Consider the following 13796-nt stretch of genomic DNA (forward strand, 5'->3'; position numbering starts at 1 on the left):
GTGTGCCGCCCGGCCAAAAAGAACACGACCAGGTTGTATTGAGCAAGTGAGTACTCAGCCAAGACGTGCAACAGCGAGCAACGCAACGACTGAGAATGCCTCACCTGCTGAGTCATCACCTGCTGCGTCATCACTCGCTGAGCCATCACCGGCTTGAGACATCAGACATTCAGTGACATCCAACCCAGCCCGCCCCTATCAAGCCCCAATGTCACAGCTTCCAGACCATCCTCTCAACGATTGCTAGGTAGGCCTTGTCTTCGGTTTGCTTTTGCCTGCCTTCGTTCACACCTTTCGCCTGTGAGCACTAGGGATCACCATGGCCAGCGCCCCTCCAGGATCTGCGCCCGATGCGCCATGCACCGAGCCCTGCTTCCGCCTGCACCTGATCTTGCCGTCAGATGCCGTCAACATGCCGTCAGGGACAATGCTGGCAGGTTGGCTTGGGCCCCATGTCGCGCGAACAGCTCAAGGCCTTTCTCCTCCGCATGCAGAACGACGCGGCGTTGAAGCAGCAGGTGCTGGCGGCTTCCACAGCCGACGACGTGGCTCAGATCGCCATCAAGCTGGGTTTTGAGTTCTCAGGGGACGAACTGCTGCGGGCGTCCGGCCAGAAATTCGACAAGGTGACGGTACGCAAGAACGACGTGCCTGGCGAATACAGCTGAGAGCACACCACGGCCCAGCACAGCAAGGCCCAGCACTGTGAGCCCCTGCATCCAACGTCATCCCTTCCTTCTGAGCCTTCACAGTGCTGTGAAGGTGAGCGGTTCGTAGCGGGCCAGGCTCAGCCGCCAAAGTCCTTCGCCCCGTTGGCGCAGTTGATCGAGCAGCACTGCGGTGTCGCCATCGCGGATCCAGCGGGCCTTGAGCGCTGGCAGCTGCTCCTGCATCACTGGCAGAGGGAGCTGCAGCAGCAGCAGGCTGGCGTCGCCGCCGCAACGGCTCATCGGCTGTGCGTCGCTGCGCTGCCATAGGCGGACCAGCAGCTCCAGGGCCAGGGTCTTGCCCGGCTCGCCCGGGCCTGAGCCTGGGGCGATCGCCTCCTTCTGTGAGAGGCCATTGAGCGGCATGGCCCGCTGACCTCCCTGCTCGAGCAGGGCCAGACAGATCAGATAGGGCGCATCAGCCACGGCAGCATCCACAGACTCCGGGTCCAGCTTGAGCGGTCGCGGTGGGGCCCATGGGGCGAAGGGCGCGCCAGGCTGGAGCGGACTGTTTCGAGCGCCATGGTCGCTGCCCTGCTGATCCTGCTGGTGATGGTGGCGGTGGGGGTGCTGCTCAACCCCGGACGGGACCAGTTCGCCTGGTTCATCCGCCTGCGCCGTCCCACCTGGCTCACCTTTGAGCGCCTGATTCCGGCGATCTGGGTGGCGATCTACGCCTGCTTCTATGCCTCGGCGCTGCTGGCCTGGAACGCCAGCTTGAGCTGGGGGCTGATGGCGGGCTACTTCGGGCTTCTGGTCTTGGTTCAGAGCTACACCTGGCTGATCTGCCGCACGCGCCGCCTCGCCAACGGCACCGCTGTGGGATTCGCCGGCTGGGTGTGGGGTCTGGCGCTCACCGTGGTGGTGTTGCAGATGTCAGGGCTGGCGGCCCTGCTGCTGGTGCCGTATCTGCTCTGGAGCCCGGTGGGCACCTTCGTGACCTGGCAGATGCAGCAGCTCAACAACGGACGCCCCCAACGCTTTGAGTGACCCCACCCAGCCCACGTCCTGCTGAAGCCCTGAGGTCAAGGATTCGGTTGACCTCCCAGCCGACGGAAACGGTGGGCCGCCCATGCTCCTTCACAATCTGTTACAGTCAATGAAACATTCCGCAACACCCCATGGCTGAATCCTCCCGCTTCGGTTTTGTCGCCTTCGCCGAAACCTGGAATGGCCGCCTGGCCATGCTCGGCTTCGTGATCGGGCTCGGCACCGAGCTGCTCACCGGTCAGGGCATCCTTTCCCAGCTCGGCCTCTCCTGATCGTCATGGACACCGATTACACCGCTTCGATCGCCGCTGTCTTCGCCCTCGTGGTGGTGCTCACCGGCATGGTGACCTTCATGCTCACCCGCCCCAGCGACCTCGCCTCGAAAAGCCAATGACCGCCAGCCTCGCTCTCGTTCTGTTTGGCACCTGGTTGGTGGGCGCCCTGCTCCAGCCCGCTCCGGCTTCCGACTGACGGCCGCTTTCAGGCTGACGCTCTCTTCCTCGCCAGACCTGCAGCACCCAGGCTGGCGTTTCTCTTTCTCCCGCTCACCCGATCCCCCGCCCCTCCAGCCATGACCAACACCCCCATCAACGCCCGTTACGCCCCCGAGCGCGATGAGCAGCAGCTGCACATGGAGCAGCTCCAGCGCGCCGAGCGTTTCAATGGCCGCGCCGCCATGCTCGGCATCGTGATCGGCATCCTCACCGAGGCCCTCACCGGCGCCGGTATCGCTCACCAGATCGGCCTCGGTCCGCTCGTCGACGGTTACGTCGCCTGCCGCACCCAGTTCCTGCCGTTCTGCTTCTGAGCCCGGAGGCCAGCTCGTGCTCAGGCCTGGGCAGGCTTTCCTACTGGTGAAGTGTCCTTTGCCTGGCACAGTGGAACGTCGGTGACAAGGGCCATGGCGTTCAGCGCGAAAACGGAATACGGCCTGATCGCCCTGATCGATCTGGCCGATGCCCATGGCACCGGTGAACTGCGGCAGACTGGTGACATCTGTCGCCGGCATGGCATTCCGGTGCGCTATCTCGAGCAGATGCTTACGGCCCTGCGCAAGGATGGGTTTATCACCAGCATCCGCGGACCGCGCGGTGGTTTCCAGCTGGCCCGGCCGCCTGGTGATATCACCATTGCGGCGGTGGAGATCTGCCTGGAAGGTGAATCCAGCAATGAGCGCCAGGGCGCCCGCGACGACCCGGAATTTCAGGTGCTCAAGGCATTGGATCAGAAGCTGGATGAGGCGCGCGCATCGTTGCTCTCCAGCACCACCCTGGCCGATCTGCTGGTGGAGCGAAACAAACGGCTCCAGCCCCAGCCGATGTTTTTCATCTGAGTGCTCGCTGCTGACTTGTGGGCTTCTATCAGCAGCCTGAGCTGTGGGAATAGTGGTGAATCCTGAGCGCCTGGCTCACACCTGAAGGCTCTGCAATTCCTTCCTGCAGGGCTGCAGGCGGCGCCGGATTTCCCCGTCGATCAGCAGCATCGATTCCCCGCGCGCGAAGGGCTGCCACTGCTCATCGGTGGTGAGCGGCTCGGTGCTGAGGATCGTCACCACGTCGTTGGCAGTGGTGACGGAGGAAAAATCCACCTGCAGGGGCATATCGGCCAGGGTGGCCCTGCCAAACGGCGCCCGGCGGGTGAGCCAGTGCAGCCGGGTGGTGGCGCTGGCGAACAGCCAGCGGCCATTGCTGATCAGCACATTGAAGGTGCCCCTCTGCGCCAGCACGGCGGCGCAGTGGTGCAACAACTCGAAGAGGGCGTCGGGATTCTCCGGGTCGGGCTGGGCTGCATCGAGCTGCTCCAGGATCCAGCAGAAGGCTGCTTCGCTGTCGGTGCTGCCGCAGGGGCGGTGCTGATCTCCCAGCGGAATCTCCCCCTGCAGATCCCCGTTGTGTGCGAACACCCAGCGCTGGCCCTGCCAGGAACGGGAGAAGGGATGGCAGTTGTCGAGGGCCACCACACCGCGGGTGGCCTTGCGGATGTGGGCGATGCTTACCAGTGCCTTGGGGGAGCGCTCCGCCAGCTGATCCGCCAGGGCGGAGAAGGCGGCGGGGGCGTCCTCCCGCAGCACGGTGAGGCCATGGCCATCGGGGGTGAAGCTGGCCAGCCCCCAGCCGTCGGCGTGCTCGCCAGTGGCGCCCCCGCGGCGGCTCAGCCCCCGGAAGGAGAAGCCCATGTCGGTGGGGGTATTGGCGTTCAGGGCCAGCAGCTCACACATGGTCGGCTCAGCGGGTGTTGGCGAATAGACGGTCCCAGAGCCCGCCGTCGCCGAAGAACTCCTTGTTCACCTTGGGCCAGCCGCCGAAGTCGGCCACCGTGAAGAAGGTCTTCACTGGGGCAAAGCGACCCTTCACGCGCGCCCAGACCGTGGGGTTGGTGGGGCGGAATCCCTCCTCGGCAAAGACGGCCTGGGCCTCTTCGCTGAACAGATAGGCGGCCAGGGCCTCGGCGGCCTTGCGCGTGCCCTTGCGCTCCACCACCTTGTCGACCACGGCCACAGGACCTTCGATGCGGATGTTGAGCTCCGGCACCACGAAGGGATCCTTGAGCACACCACTGCGGGTGGCCAGGATCGCTTCGTTTTCGTAATTCAACAGCACATCACCCTGGTCGCGCTTGAGGAACACATCGGAGGCTTCGCGCGCATCCTTGGGCAGGTTATCGACGTTCTTGTAGACGCTGGAGACAAACTTCTCGGCCTGTTGCTGGCTGCCTCCGGTCTGGGTGACCGAGCCCCATAGGCCCAGGAAGTTCCAGCGGGCTCCCCCGGAGGTTTTCGGGTTGGCTGTCACCACCGTGAGGCCGGGCTTGTTCAGATCAGCCCAGCTGGCGATGCGCTTGGGGTTGCCGGGCCGCACCAGGAAGGCCACGGCGGAGTTGGTGATGATGCTCGCGTTGGGGAACTCCTTCTCCCAGCCGGGATCCACAAATCCTGATGCCTCGAGTTTGTGCACGTCCGCGGCCAGGGCCAGGGTCACCACATCGGCATCGAGGCCATCGATCACTGCCCGGGTCTGGGTGCCGGAGCCGCCGTAGCTGGTTTTGATCGCGAGCTCCTGGCCGGTTTTCTCCTTCCAGGACGCGATGAACTTCGGCAGCAGGCGGTCGTAGGCGCCTTTGGTGACGGCGTAGCTGACCAGCAACAGCTCCTGCCGTTCGCCGCCGCTGCCGGCCGCGTCGCCAGCGGCGTCCGGGGCTGGCGTCGAGCCGGCGCAGCTGGTCAGCAGCAGCAGGGAACCTGCTGCGGAAAGGGCGAGCAGGCGCAGGGAAGACTTAACCACGTATTCCGGTCGGAAACTCGCCGTGAAGATACCACGGCAATCCGATCGGAAACTGTGCTCAAGCCATGGGCCCCAGACCGCGTGGGCTGGGGCTGGAGTTGAAACTGGGACTGGCGCCGCTGCTCAGCGGGTGGCGCGGAAGATCTGATCCCAGATGGCGCCATTGGCAAAGAACTTGCTGGTCACCGCAGGCCAGCCGCCGAAGGTGTCGATCGTGAAGGCCTTGAAGGCTGGGAATTTTCCCCGGGCCAGGGCCTTGCCGGCTGCGGTGGCGGGCCGAAAGCCATTGTCCACGAACACTCTCTGAGCTGGGGCGGTATACAGAAACCGGGTGAAGGCTTCCGCCACCCTGCGGCTGCCGCGCCGGTCCACCACCATGTCCACCACGGCCACAGGTTGGGCCGTCAGCACATTGGGAGAGAAGGTTTTCCAGGGTTCCTTCCACTCCCCTTTGCGCCTGGCCAGGATCGCTTCGGTTTCCCAGTTGAGCAGCACATCTCCCTGGTTGCGCTTGAGGAAGAAGTCGGTGGCTTCGCGGGCATCTTTTGGCAGAACTTCGGCGTTCTTATAGACATCCCGGATGAAGCTTCTGGCCTTGGCCTCGCTGCCGCCCGGCGACTGGGTGACGGCTCCCCAGAGGGCCACGAAGTTCCAGCGGGCGCCCCCTGATGTTTTGGGATTGGCAGCCACCAGATTCACATCAGGGCGTGCGAGATCAGCCCAGCTGTTGATCCGTTTGGGGTTTCCCTTGCGCACGAAGGCCACCACGGTGGAGTGGATCGGTGCCGCATTGTTGGGCAGTCGGTTCTGCCAGCCCGGCCTGATCAGGCCGGCCCGTTCGATCGCCAGCGTGTCGGCGGCCAGGGCCAGGCTCACCACATCGGCCTCCAGCCCATCGATCACGGCACGGGCCTGGCTGCCGGAGCCGCCATAGCTGCCGCGGAAGGTCACGATCTGACCGGTCTTCTGTTTCCAGTCGGCGGCGAACAGCCGGAAGATCTGGTCATAGGCGTTCTTGGTCACCGCATACGACACCACCGTGAGCGTGATCGGCTTGGGCGGTTGCTGGGCCTGGGCGATGGAGCCCTGCAGGTGGACGGCGGCACCGGCCGTCAGGGGCAGGAGGGCCAGTCCGGTGAGCAGCAACTGGCGGCGCCGCAAGGGGGTCGGCGTCGAAGAATCAACCACGGTTCGTCGATCGGGAACTTGCACAAGTTATGGCGACTACGCCTGAGGTGGTGTGCCTCAAAATACCGGTACCTCGATCGGGAATAAGTCATAGTCTCCGGCAGTTGCTTGCCCCCCATGGCCTGTTCGTCGCGAATGCCCCTGTTGCTCGCTTTCGCCGTGCCCGAACCGCCACCCCATCGCCCGCCGACACCGTGACACCTTCCCTGCACCACAGCCCCTTGCAGCTGACGCTCCACCCTCAGGACGTGCTCCCCGAAGCGATGAGCTGGCGCCTGCATGAGGGCTACGTGCGTTCTGTGGCCTGGGATCTCGAAGGCGAATGCCTCGCCCTCGGCCTCTGGGGGCCTGGCGAGGTGATCACCTCTGAGGATCCCGCGATCCAGCCCCTCGAACTGCAGTGCCTCACCACCGTGGTGGTGGAGCACATCACCTTTGAGCCCGGGCTTCAGCAGCAGCACCTGCGCAGAGAACGCCAGATGCTGGCCGAACTGCTCACCATCCAGCGCATCCGCGCCGGCGATCGCCGCCTGCTGACGCTGCTCACCTGGATTGCCCGGTCCCATGGGCAGATCAACCGCCATGGCTGCCGCCTGTCGTTGAGTGAGCTCAACCTCACCCACCGCGGTCTGGCCGAACTCTGCGGCCTCACGCGCGTCACCGTGACCAAACTGCTCAGCCGCTTTCGCGCCGAAGGCCGCCTCGTCGCCGTGGGTGACAACGATCTGCTGATCCCCCGCCAGCCATGAGCGCCGTCACCCCACCCTGGTGCCTCCATTGGGGCCGCGACGGCGAGCTCGACAGCCGCGATCGCCAGGACGTGCTGGACGCACTGCTGGTTCAGGAGCAGGGCCTGGCCCGCCTGCTGCTCCATCAGGCCCGGCCAGGTGCGCTGCCACCGCGCCCGCCCGAGTGTCAGCAACGGCAGTTATGGCGCCACTGGCTGGCCCCGTGAGTCCACGCCCGCCCGGAGCTGAGGCTCAGATCACGAAGTCGGACACGAAGGTGCGCGCTTCCCGGCTGGTGATGTGCAGGGCATCGCCGGCCTTGAGGTCGTGGTAGTCGATGCGTTCGCGCGGCAGCTGGGCCATCACCACCTCGCCACTGCCGAGCACCAGTTCGGCCTGGATGTCACGGCCCATGTGAGTGAGCCGGCGCAGCACCGCCGGCACGCTGCCGCTCTGGGCGGTGCGGTGCAGCTCCAGATCATGGGGGCGGATGAACAGATCGCCTTTCTGCTGCTGCTCGCCTGCAACGGCAGCAGCGGCCGCCTCGGCGGCACCGCCTGCAACAGCGGCACCACTGGGGGCCAGCGGAACATGGGCCGGCAGCACGTTCACCGCTCCCACGAAACTCATCACGAAGGGGCTGGCCGGCTGGTCGTAGATCTCCGCGGGGGAGCCGATCTGCTCGACCCTGCCGTTGTTCATCACCACGATCCGATCCGCTACCTCCATGGCTTCTTCCTGGTCGTGAGTCACGATCACCGTGGTCACGTGCATCTCGTCGTGCAGGTTGCGCAGCCAGGCGCGCAGTTCCTTGCGCACCTTGGCGTCGAGAGCGCTGAACGGTTCATCCAGAAGCAACACACGGGGTTGTACGGCCAGCGCCCGGGCCAGTGCCACCCGCTGACGCTGGCCGCCGGAGAGCTGGGAGGGGTAGCGGTTGCCGAAGCCCTGCAGTTGCACCAGCTCCAGCAGTTCATCGACGCGGCGTCGAATCGTGGCAGGGCTCCAGCCACGCAGCTCAAGCCCGAAGCCCACGTTCTGACGCACGCTGCGGTGCTTGAACAGGGCGAAGTGCTGGAACACGAAGCCCACCTGCCGATCCTGCACCGAGCGGCTGGTGGCTTCTTCGCCGGTGATCCAGATGCGGCCGTCGTCAGCCTCCTCAAGGCCGGCGATCAGTCGCAGCAGGGTGCTTTTGCCTGAGCCGGACGGCCCCAGCAGAGCCACCAGCGAACCCGTTTCCACGTCGAGGCTGACGTCGTCGACGGCGCGGAAGGAACCGAACTGCTTGCTCACACCGGCAACGCGGATGCCCATGACAGAGGGAGGCGGTGAACGACCGCCGCACGCTACAGCAATAGCCCTATTTCCCACCGGCGTACCGTTGAACTAATCGGCAAACGGTGATACGGTCCCGCCAACCGCTGCCGTCTTCCGCCATGACTCCTGTCCTGCTGGCCCGAGCCCGACGACTGGAGCTGCCCAGCTGGCTGCAGTTGAGCTGGTCGTGGCGGATCACCTGGCTCTACATGGCCTTTGTGCTGTTCCTGCCACTCGGAGCCCTGGCCCTCAAGGCCGCCTCCGTGAGCCCGGATCAGTTCTGGCGGCTTGCCACGACCCCCGAAGCACTGGCCACCTACCGGGTCAGCTTCGGCCTGTCGCTGCTGGCCGCCCTGCTCAACGGGGTGTTCGGGCTGGTGATCGCCTGGGCCCTGGTGCGCTGCAGCTTCCCCGGCCGGCGGCTGCTCGATGCCCTGATCGACCTGCCCTTCGCCCTGCCCACCGCCGTGGCGGGCCTGGCCCTGGCGGCGATCTACAGCACCAACGGCTGGATCGGCGGCCCGCTGTTCGCCCTGTTCGGCCTGAAGGTGTCGTTCACCTGGCTGGGGGTGGCGATCGCGATGGTGTTCATCTCCCTGCCCTTCGTGGTGCGCAGCGTGGAGCCGGTGCTCGAGGCCCTGGAACGCGACCAGGAGGAAGCCGCCTGGTGCCTGGGGGCCAGCCCCAGACAGACCCTGATCAAGGTGGTGCTGCCGCAGCTGATGCCCGCGATCCTGGCCGGTGTGGCCCAGGGCTACAGCCGCGCCGTGGGGGAATACGGCTCGGTGGTGATGATCTCCTCCAATGTGCCATTCAAGGATCTGATCACCCCCACGTTGATCATCCAGAAGTTGGAGGAATACGACTTCGAAGCCGCCACCGTGATCGGCATGGTGATGCTCGGCTTCTCGCTGGTGAGCCTGCTGATGATCAATGGCCTGCAGGTGTGGGGACGCCACTGGGAAGCCAACCCAGCCACCGGCGCCTGAACGGCCCATTGACTGCGATCAGTTCCTTGTCTCTGATTCGCCCCCTGGCTGCGTTCAGCCCATTCAATCCAGTCAGCAATTGATCTTTTCCCCTGAGATTCCGATGCCTTCACCGTTACGTGGTTTGCGCCTGCCTTTGCCCAAGTTTCAGGCTGCCAGCCTGATTCCCGTGATCGCCATGCTGTATGTGGGGGTGATCATCCTGCTGCCAGCTCTGGAGGTGGTGGCCGGCGCCTTCGCCAAGGGGCTGGCACCCTTCATCGAGAACTTTCAATCCGAGGAACTGCGCTCGGCGGTGATGCTGACACTGCGCTGCACCGCCATCGCCGTGCCGGCCAACACCATCTTCGGACTGGCAGCGGCCACGGCCATCGCTCGGCGTCAGTTCCGCGGCAAAGCCCTGTTGCTCAGTGTGATCGACCTTCCCTTCTCGATCTCACCGGTGGTGGTGGGCCTGATGCTGGTGTTGCTCTACAGCCCCACCAAAGGACTGCTCGGTGGTGTGGTCAGCAGCCTGGGCTGGAAGATCATCTTTTCCTGGCCCGGCATGGCCCTGGCCACGATCATCGTCACCTTTCCGTTCATGGCCAGGGAGGTGATTCCACTGCTGGAGGAGGAAGGCTGGGACCAGGAAGAGGCGGCGCGCACCCTCGGCGCCTCCAACTGGCAGGTGTTCTGGAAGGTGACGTTGCCTTCGGTGCGCTGGGCGGTGGTGTATGGCCTGATCCTCACCACAGCGCGCGCTCTGGGCGAGTTCGGTGCAGTGGCCGTGGTGAGCGGCAATATCGCCGGCCAGACCCAGACGCTGCCGCTGTTCGTCGAAGATGCCTACAAGCAGTACAACACCGAACTGGCCTATGGCGCGGCCCTGGTGCTGGCCGGCGCCGGCCTGGTATCACTGCTGCTGAAGCTGTTCGTGGAGCAGCTGATCGGTGGCGCCCGCAAGGAGAGCGTTCCCGAGCCGGAGTCGATCAGCTGACAGGTGCCACCAGGCGCTCAAGGATTCAGCCCGGCATTCAAGAATTCCGCGGGTCGCCATCGTTGTCCTCAACCATCCTTCAGCCAAGAAAAAGCCCAGCGGTTTTGGCGCTGGGCAAGCAGAACACGTGAGCCCGGAAGCTCAGCTGAGGCGATCAGCCCACGAAGGCACGCACCGGTGCCGACACGCCGGGCGACTGGGTGCCCTTCAGGTAGGCGAGCATGGTGTCGGCATCCGACACTTCAAAGGGGTCGCTGGCGCAGTTGTCTTCGTAGCCGGGCTCCACGAACAGCTTTTCGATCGTGCCGTCATTGACGAGCATCGAATAGCGCCAGGAGCGCAGACCGAAGCCCAGATTGCTCTTCTCCACCAGCATCCCCATCTTGCGGGTGAATTCGCCGTTGCCGTCAGGCAGCAGGAACACCTTGTCGGCGCCCACTTGCTTGCCCCACTGGTACATCACGAAGGCGTCGTTCACTGAGACGCACACGATCTGATCCACACCTAGGGCCTGGAACTCGGCGGAGAGCTCCTCGTAGCGGGGCAGGTGGTTGGAGGAACAGGTGGGGGTGAAGGCCCCAGGCAGGGAGAACACCACCACTTTCTTGCCCTTGAACAGGTCGTCGGTGCTCAGATCCTGCCAGCGGAAGGGGTTGGGGCCCTCCACGGATTCGTCGCGCACGCGTGTCTTGAAGATCACGCTGGGAACACGGTCGATGACAGCCATGAAAGGGAATGCGGAACGTACAGATCGCTGCAACGCCTGGGGGCGTCGTCACGGTCAGATTAAGTCATAGTCATTTCGGATAAGCGGCGTGAAGGGTCGGTTTTCGCCACCTCCTCAGCCCATCAGCGCTGCAGGGTTCGCCAAGTGGGTCATTGCGCTCACGGTGGCTGGTGCCGGCTCAACTCCCAGCGGCTCAGGTGATGGGCGGCGTCAAAACTGAGGCAGACCTGCGCAAAGTGATCGGCCCGCAGCAGGCAGCCGAACTGGAGCTGAAAGGGTCCGGCGGGCAGGCGATCGGGCAGCGAGCACACCAGGTTGTCGTCGAAGGCGGCGGTGTGGCAATGGAGGGCGAATGCAGCCGGCTCGAAGCCAGCGATCGGTTCTGCGGCAGGGCTGGCCTCCGGCCAGACGCCCGGTTCCAGCACCCGCCGCTCCCCCGGCCAGCCGCAGACCCACTCCAGCAGTTCGGCGGCGGAGGCGAGCGGGGCGCGGGGCGGATCAATCTCGCCCCGCTGGCACCGGAACGCTGTGGCGCCAACCGATTCAAGCTGGACGGCGCCGTCACTCATCGGCTCAAACAGAGCGATCAGCATCGAGCGGGAGCGGCCGCTGAACAGGTTGATCTCGTGGCCGCAGCGGGCCACGTCACTGGTCATCGTCAGGCTCGACTGGCCTCCCGCCCCGGGGAATTGCCAGCAGCTGCCACTGCTGTTGTAAGTGTTGCGGCTGAGCGGCAGGATCCGCTCGTTGCCAGGGGCGAAGCGCAGGCCGGTGCCGTGCCAGGTGCCGTGGTCGGCATCGCTGAACGCAATGGCATAGGTGCTCTGAGGAATTTCCAGCGAAGGCCGCTGGAAATCAAAGCCGCTGGGCTGACGGAGATACCAGCGGGTGGGCCCTTGCCAGTGGCCATCGAAGTTGGCCCGGTTGAGCTCCCACTGGCGCTTCTGCCCTAGCGCCTCCCGATCAGAGCCAGGCGGCCTTTCCATTGGCTCAGCCTATCGATCACGGCCGGCCAAACCCACCAGCTGTGGCCAGAATCGCCTCAACCCGGCACCAGCTTGCATGCTTCCCACTCCCGCCACCGACCCCCTCACCGTGTTGGAGGCTCTGCACTGGCGCTACGCCACCAAGATCTTCGATTCGGCGCGCACCATTCCCGCTGAGCTCTGGAGCAACCTTGAGCAGTCGCTGGTGCTCAGCCCCTCCTCTTACGGCCTGCAGCCGTGGAAGTTCCTGGTGATCGAGGATCCTGCCCTGCGCAGTGAGCTGCGTCCCTTCTCCTGGAACCAGTCGCAGATCACCGACGCTTCCCATCTGGTGGTGTTCCTGGCCAAGCGCACGATCGATGGTGCCGATCTCGATCGCCTGATCGAGGCCACCAGCACGATCCGCGAGCAGCCGATCGAGCAGCTGGCGTTCTATCGCTCGATGATGCAGAAAGACCTGCTCGATGGTCCCCGCAGCGCCCTGATCGATCAGTGGTCCACCAACCAGCTGTACATCGCCCTTGGGACCTTCATGACGGCGGCCGCGCTGCTCGGCATCGACACCTGCCCGATCGAGGGCTTTTCTCCCCCCGACTACGACCGGCTGCTGGGGCTTGAAGCCTCCCCCTACCGCAGCGCGGTGGTGTGCGCCGCCGGCTACCGCTCCGCCGACGACAAGTACGCCAGCCTGGCGAAGATCCGTTACTCCACCGCGGAGTTGATCGAGCACCGCTGAAGGCGTCGGCCTGCGCAGCCGCCGCATGCCGCTGCCACTCCGGGCTGAGCCACAGCCCTCTGGCTGGCCTCCCCGCTCGCCCGCGCCAGCGACAGCTTGGGCGAACGCTGAGCGAAGATGCGGGGATTCGCTGACCCCCATGGCTCGATTGATCATGGTTCTCAAGCCCCGCGGGCCGGCGGCGGAACAGGATCTGATTCCCGTTCTGCTGCCTGCGCTCGTTCAGCTGGGCACCGAAATCGATCAGCAGGGGCCCGTCCACCTGAGTGGCCTGCTGCGCGTGCCGCCCCAAGGCCTGGCGGTGCAGCTGTTCGCCGATGTGCAGCCCCAGTCGGATGGCCCCGAACTGGATGTGGTGCTGATGAGCGGCGAAGCCATGACCAAGGGCGCACCGCTTACCCGCCAGACCCTGCAATCCCTGATTGATCTGCTGCCGCTGCATGCCGCCGGCCTGGAGCTGATCTTCCGCTCCGACCGCGACGGTCCGCTGCCGCGTCAGAAGCGTGCCCCGGCTCCCGCCAGCCGGTGATCCGCGCCGTTGGGGATGGGGGGCCGGTGCTTGTGATCGCCAGCAGCAACCGGCACAAGATCCGCGAGCTTGCGGCGATGCTGGAGGCGGCGCGTCTGCAGGTGCTGCCCCAGCCCGATGGGCTCGAGGTGGAGGAAACCGGCGCCACCTTCGCCGAGAACGCCCGGCTCAAGGCTGAAACCGTGGCCGCCCTCACCGGCCGCTGGACCCTGGCCGATGACTCCGGGCTGTGTGTCGATGCCCTGGGCGGCGCGCCGGGCATCTACTCGGCCCGCTACGCCCCCAGCGATGCCGAGCGCATCAGCCGGCTGTTGCAGGAGCTTGGTGACACCCCCTACCGCAGCGCCGCCATCGTGTCGGCGCTGGCGCTGGCGGATCCCAGCGGCCGCACCGTGCTGGAAGCCGAGGGCATCTGCCGCGGCGAGATCCTTACCCGCCCGGTGCAGGCCCCCGGCTACGGCTACAACACGCTGCTGCATGTGCGCGAGGCCGGCTGCACGCTGGCCGAGATGAGCACCCATCAGCTTGAGAAGCTCGGCAGCCGCGCCAAGGCCGCCCGCCAGCTGGCCCCGCAGCTGCGCCGGTTGCTGGGCGTCTGAGCTCTGCCGGCTTCGGAGCCTGCCGCAGCGGATCACC

At 65.4% G+C, this 13796-nt stretch carries 19 protein-coding genes; 12 read left to right on the forward strand and 7 right to left on the reverse strand.

The features are described 5' to 3' along the window. Nucleotides 1–452: 452 nt before the first annotated feature. A complete protein-coding gene (locus ACXMDP_RS08160) occupies nucleotides 453–668 on the forward strand; it encodes a Nif11-like leader peptide family natural product precursor (protein ID WP_094510861.1) in 216 nt (71 codons plus the stop codon). Nucleotides 669–746: 78 nt separating this feature from the next. Here ACXMDP_RS08160 and ACXMDP_RS08165 read toward each other — a convergent pair whose 3' ends face one another. Next, nucleotides 747–1133 carry a hypothetical protein gene (locus ACXMDP_RS08165; RefSeq protein ID WP_259729512.1) on the reverse strand — a complete coding sequence of 129 codons (387 nt, stop codon included), beginning with the start codon at nucleotides 1131–1133 and terminating at the stop codon, nucleotides 747–749. A 96-nt stretch (nucleotides 1134–1229) separates the two neighbouring features. Here ACXMDP_RS08165 and ACXMDP_RS08170 point away from each other — a divergent pair, with 96 nt between their 5' ends. From ACXMDP_RS08170 to ACXMDP_RS08185, 4 genes are all read left to right on the forward strand, one after another. Further along, a complete protein-coding gene (locus ACXMDP_RS08170; RefSeq protein ID WP_259729511.1) occupies nucleotides 1230–1697 on the forward strand; it encodes a TspO/MBR family protein in 468 nt (155 codons plus the stop codon). Nucleotides 1698–1828: 131 nt separating this feature from the next. Beyond that, the gene (locus ACXMDP_RS08175; protein ID WP_094510858.1) at nucleotides 1829–1969 is read left to right on the forward strand and encodes a chlorophyll a/b-binding protein; all 141 of its coding nucleotides are present in this window, start codon (nucleotides 1829–1831) and stop codon (nucleotides 1967–1969) included. A gap of 299 nt (nucleotides 1970–2268) precedes the next feature. Beyond that, complete coding sequence (locus tag ACXMDP_RS08180; RefSeq protein ID WP_094510857.1) at nucleotides 2269–2505, forward strand: chlorophyll a/b-binding protein; 237 nt, start codon at nucleotides 2269–2271, stop codon at nucleotides 2503–2505. A gap of 93 nt (nucleotides 2506–2598) precedes the next feature. Next, nucleotides 2599–3030, forward strand: a complete 432-nt coding sequence (locus ACXMDP_RS08185) for an Rrf2 family transcriptional regulator (RefSeq protein ID WP_259729510.1) — start codon at nucleotides 2599–2601, stop codon at nucleotides 3028–3030. 75 nt (nucleotides 3031–3105) lie between these two features. Here the strand turns inward: ACXMDP_RS08185 and ACXMDP_RS08190 are convergent, their stop codons facing one another. From ACXMDP_RS08190 to ACXMDP_RS08200, 3 genes are all read right to left on the reverse strand, one after another. Beyond that, nucleotides 3106–3915 (reverse strand): class II glutamine amidotransferase, encoded by an 810-nt coding sequence (locus ACXMDP_RS08190; RefSeq protein WP_259729509.1) that lies wholly within the window; start codon nucleotides 3913–3915, stop codon nucleotides 3106–3108. A 7-nt stretch (nucleotides 3916–3922) separates the two neighbouring features. Continuing rightward, on the reverse strand, nucleotides 3923–4978 hold the full coding sequence (locus tag ACXMDP_RS08195) for a sulfate ABC transporter substrate-binding protein (protein WP_259729508.1): 1056 nt from the start codon (nucleotides 4976–4978) through the stop codon (nucleotides 3923–3925). Nucleotides 4979–5101: 123 nt separating this feature from the next. Next, the gene (locus ACXMDP_RS08200) at nucleotides 5102–6166 is read right to left on the reverse strand and encodes a sulfate ABC transporter substrate-binding protein (RefSeq protein ID WP_259729507.1); all 1065 of its coding nucleotides are present in this window, start codon (nucleotides 6164–6166) and stop codon (nucleotides 5102–5104) included. 194 nt (nucleotides 6167–6360) lie between these two features. On the opposite strand from ACXMDP_RS08200, the gene ACXMDP_RS08205 reads away from it, so the two are divergent. Both ACXMDP_RS08205 and ACXMDP_RS08210 read left to right on the forward strand, forming a co-directional pair. Next, entirely contained in the window at nucleotides 6361–6915 is a 555-nt protein-coding gene (locus ACXMDP_RS08205; RefSeq protein WP_259729506.1) for a Crp/Fnr family transcriptional regulator, read from the forward strand. Further along, nucleotides 6912–7121 (forward strand): hypothetical protein, encoded by a 210-nt coding sequence (locus ACXMDP_RS08210; protein WP_259729505.1) that lies wholly within the window; start codon nucleotides 6912–6914, stop codon nucleotides 7119–7121. The genes ACXMDP_RS08205 and ACXMDP_RS08210 overlap by 4 nt, the downstream gene beginning before the upstream one ends. 25 nt (nucleotides 7122–7146) lie before the next feature. Here ACXMDP_RS08210 and ACXMDP_RS08215 read toward each other — a convergent pair whose 3' ends face one another. Next, the gene (locus ACXMDP_RS08215) at nucleotides 7147–8211 is read right to left on the reverse strand and encodes a sulfate/molybdate ABC transporter ATP-binding protein (RefSeq protein WP_259729504.1); all 1065 of its coding nucleotides are present in this window, start codon (nucleotides 8209–8211) and stop codon (nucleotides 7147–7149) included. A gap of 122 nt (nucleotides 8212–8333) precedes the next feature. Between ACXMDP_RS08215 and cysT the strand changes: the two genes are divergently transcribed. Beyond that, complete coding sequence (cysT, locus tag ACXMDP_RS08220) at nucleotides 8334–9203, forward strand: sulfate ABC transporter permease subunit CysT (protein ID WP_259729503.1); 870 nt, start codon at nucleotides 8334–8336, stop codon at nucleotides 9201–9203. Nucleotides 9204–9306: 103 nt separating this feature from the next. Then, nucleotides 9307–10182: a sulfate ABC transporter permease gene (locus tag ACXMDP_RS08225; protein ID WP_259729502.1), complete on the forward strand. Its 876-nt coding sequence runs from the start codon at nucleotides 9307–9309 to the stop codon at nucleotides 10180–10182. A gap of 154 nt (nucleotides 10183–10336) precedes the next feature. Here ACXMDP_RS08225 and ACXMDP_RS08230 read toward each other — a convergent pair whose 3' ends face one another. Beyond that, nucleotides 10337–10909, reverse strand: a complete 573-nt coding sequence (locus tag ACXMDP_RS08230; RefSeq protein WP_094510848.1) for a peroxiredoxin — start codon at nucleotides 10907–10909, stop codon at nucleotides 10337–10339. 158 nt (nucleotides 10910–11067) lie between these two features. After that, nucleotides 11068–11895, reverse strand: coding sequence for a hypothetical protein (locus tag ACXMDP_RS08235; protein WP_259729501.1), 828 nt, complete (start codon nucleotides 11893–11895; stop codon nucleotides 11068–11070). Nucleotides 11896–11971: 76 nt separating this feature from the next. Here ACXMDP_RS08235 and ACXMDP_RS08240 point away from each other — a divergent pair, with 76 nt between their 5' ends. The 3 genes from ACXMDP_RS08240 (at nucleotide 11972) to ACXMDP_RS08250 (ending at nucleotide 13759) form a co-directional block, all read left to right on the forward strand. Further along, the gene (locus ACXMDP_RS08240) at nucleotides 11972–12631 is read left to right on the forward strand and encodes an NAD(P)H-dependent oxidoreductase (protein ID WP_259729500.1); all 660 of its coding nucleotides are present in this window, start codon (nucleotides 11972–11974) and stop codon (nucleotides 12629–12631) included. A gap of 139 nt (nucleotides 12632–12770) precedes the next feature. Further along, the gene (locus tag ACXMDP_RS08245) at nucleotides 12771–13160 is read left to right on the forward strand and encodes a hypothetical protein (RefSeq protein ID WP_259729499.1); all 390 of its coding nucleotides are present in this window, start codon (nucleotides 12771–12773) and stop codon (nucleotides 13158–13160) included. Between the two features lie 77 nt (nucleotides 13161–13237). Further along, on the forward strand, nucleotides 13238–13759 hold the full coding sequence (locus tag ACXMDP_RS08250) for a non-canonical purine NTP pyrophosphatase (protein WP_457767215.1): 522 nt from the start codon (nucleotides 13238–13240) through the stop codon (nucleotides 13757–13759). Nucleotides 13760–13796: the final 37 nt, after the last annotated feature.

Source organism: Cyanobium sp. ULC065 (genome assembly GCF_977927515.1).